Source organism: Dactylosporangium sp. NPDC005555 (assembly GCF_040605635.1).
Classification (GTDB): domain Bacteria; phylum Actinomycetota; class Actinomycetes; order Mycobacteriales; family Micromonosporaceae; genus Dactylosporangium.
On the sequence record NZ_JBEXDG010000176.1, the window covers coordinates 1 to 1,321 of the forward strand.

The 1,321-nt window shown below is 66.1% G+C and carries 1 protein-coding gene; it reads right to left on the bottom strand.

The window, feature by feature from the left end:
- Positions 1 to 71 precede the first annotated feature (71 nt).
- The coding region (locus tag ABZS58_RS51350) for a group II intron reverse transcriptase/maturase (protein WP_354792143.1) at positions 72 to 1,321 on the bottom strand (1,250 nt) is incomplete at its 5' end.

Below are 1,321 nucleotides of genomic sequence, written 5' to 3' on the forward strand. Positions count from 1 at the left end.
CAGGTCCTTTTCCAGCGGCCCCCGGCCCGAACCCGCCGTGCCAGTTGTCCCGGCAACGGGCTCTCCAGTGACTACTGCGTGAGCGTTGTGGCAGGTTGCCGGTTGTGGATGCTGTCGTGGCAGGGCGAGCACACGATCAATGTCTTGCGCCGCATCTTGGCCATCAGTTGCGCCCACAACGGTTGTGGCCGCCCCGGTCTTGCGAGGTCGGTGAGCTTGGATACCTGGTGCACCCGCACGTCGGATCGTTGCTCACACAGGTCGCATCGGCTGCTGCGGAGACGGGCGAGGAGTTCGCTGCCTCGGCGGCGGCCGGTGACCGGGGCGGGTCGGTGGTCGTTGAGGACCGCCTTCTTCTGCCGTTTAAGGGGGATGCCACCGAACCGGGCTACCAGTGGTGGTCTGTCCGCGCGTTCGACGCTGGCCTGGAAGCACACCCGTGGCCCGTGCGGGGTGGCGATGGTGGCCTGGTGGTTACGGGCCATCGCCGTCACCGTCGCGCGGTGCTTGCCGGCCAGGGTCTTGAGCATGGAGATCAACATGACCCATTGCAGCCGGTTGAGTCTCCACACGTCCTGCGCGAGCAGGTAGTACTGCAGGTAGCCGCGCCATTCGGCGCCGTACTTGCCGACGATCTGCAGATCGGTGAGGTTCAGCAGGTCGGGGCGTCGCTCGGGTTTGCCGAGCTTCATGAACGGCGCGCTCTTGGCCGTGATCACGTCCCGGGGGACGCGCAGGGCGACCTTCCCGTTGACCGACCGCCGCCCGTTGGTGAGTTTGTGGTCGGCGTGGTGGACGGTGATCTCGTAGCCGAGGAACCGCGCTGCGCCGGTGCGCGCGTGGGTGATGAGCGTCTTGTCCGGCGATAGCTCCAGCTTGAGGTCTTCCCGCAGGAACTGCGCCAACCGGGCTTTGATGTCCTCGGCTTCGGCCTTGGGTCCGATGAACCCGAGCAGATGATCGTCGGCGTAACGGGCATACCACAACCGCCGATATCCAGGATCGCGGGGAACACCCCGCGGCAGGGTCCGCAACTGCTGTCGCAGTGTGCGGACCTCGCCCTGGTCGTAGCGGCGGCGTGCCCGCACGATCCGGTCGGCCACCTGCTTGTAGGCAGGGTTCTGGGCCCTGCCCTTCCCTCGCGTGTACTTGGGGATGAGCTCGGTTGCGACAAATCTGTCCAGCCGGTCCAGATAGATGTTGGACATGACCGGAGATGCGACCCCGCCCTGCGGACAGCCGCTGAGCGTGGCGTGGTACTCCCAATCCTCCAAGTATCCGGCTCGCAGCATGCTGCGCACCAGCCGGAGAAACCGGTTGT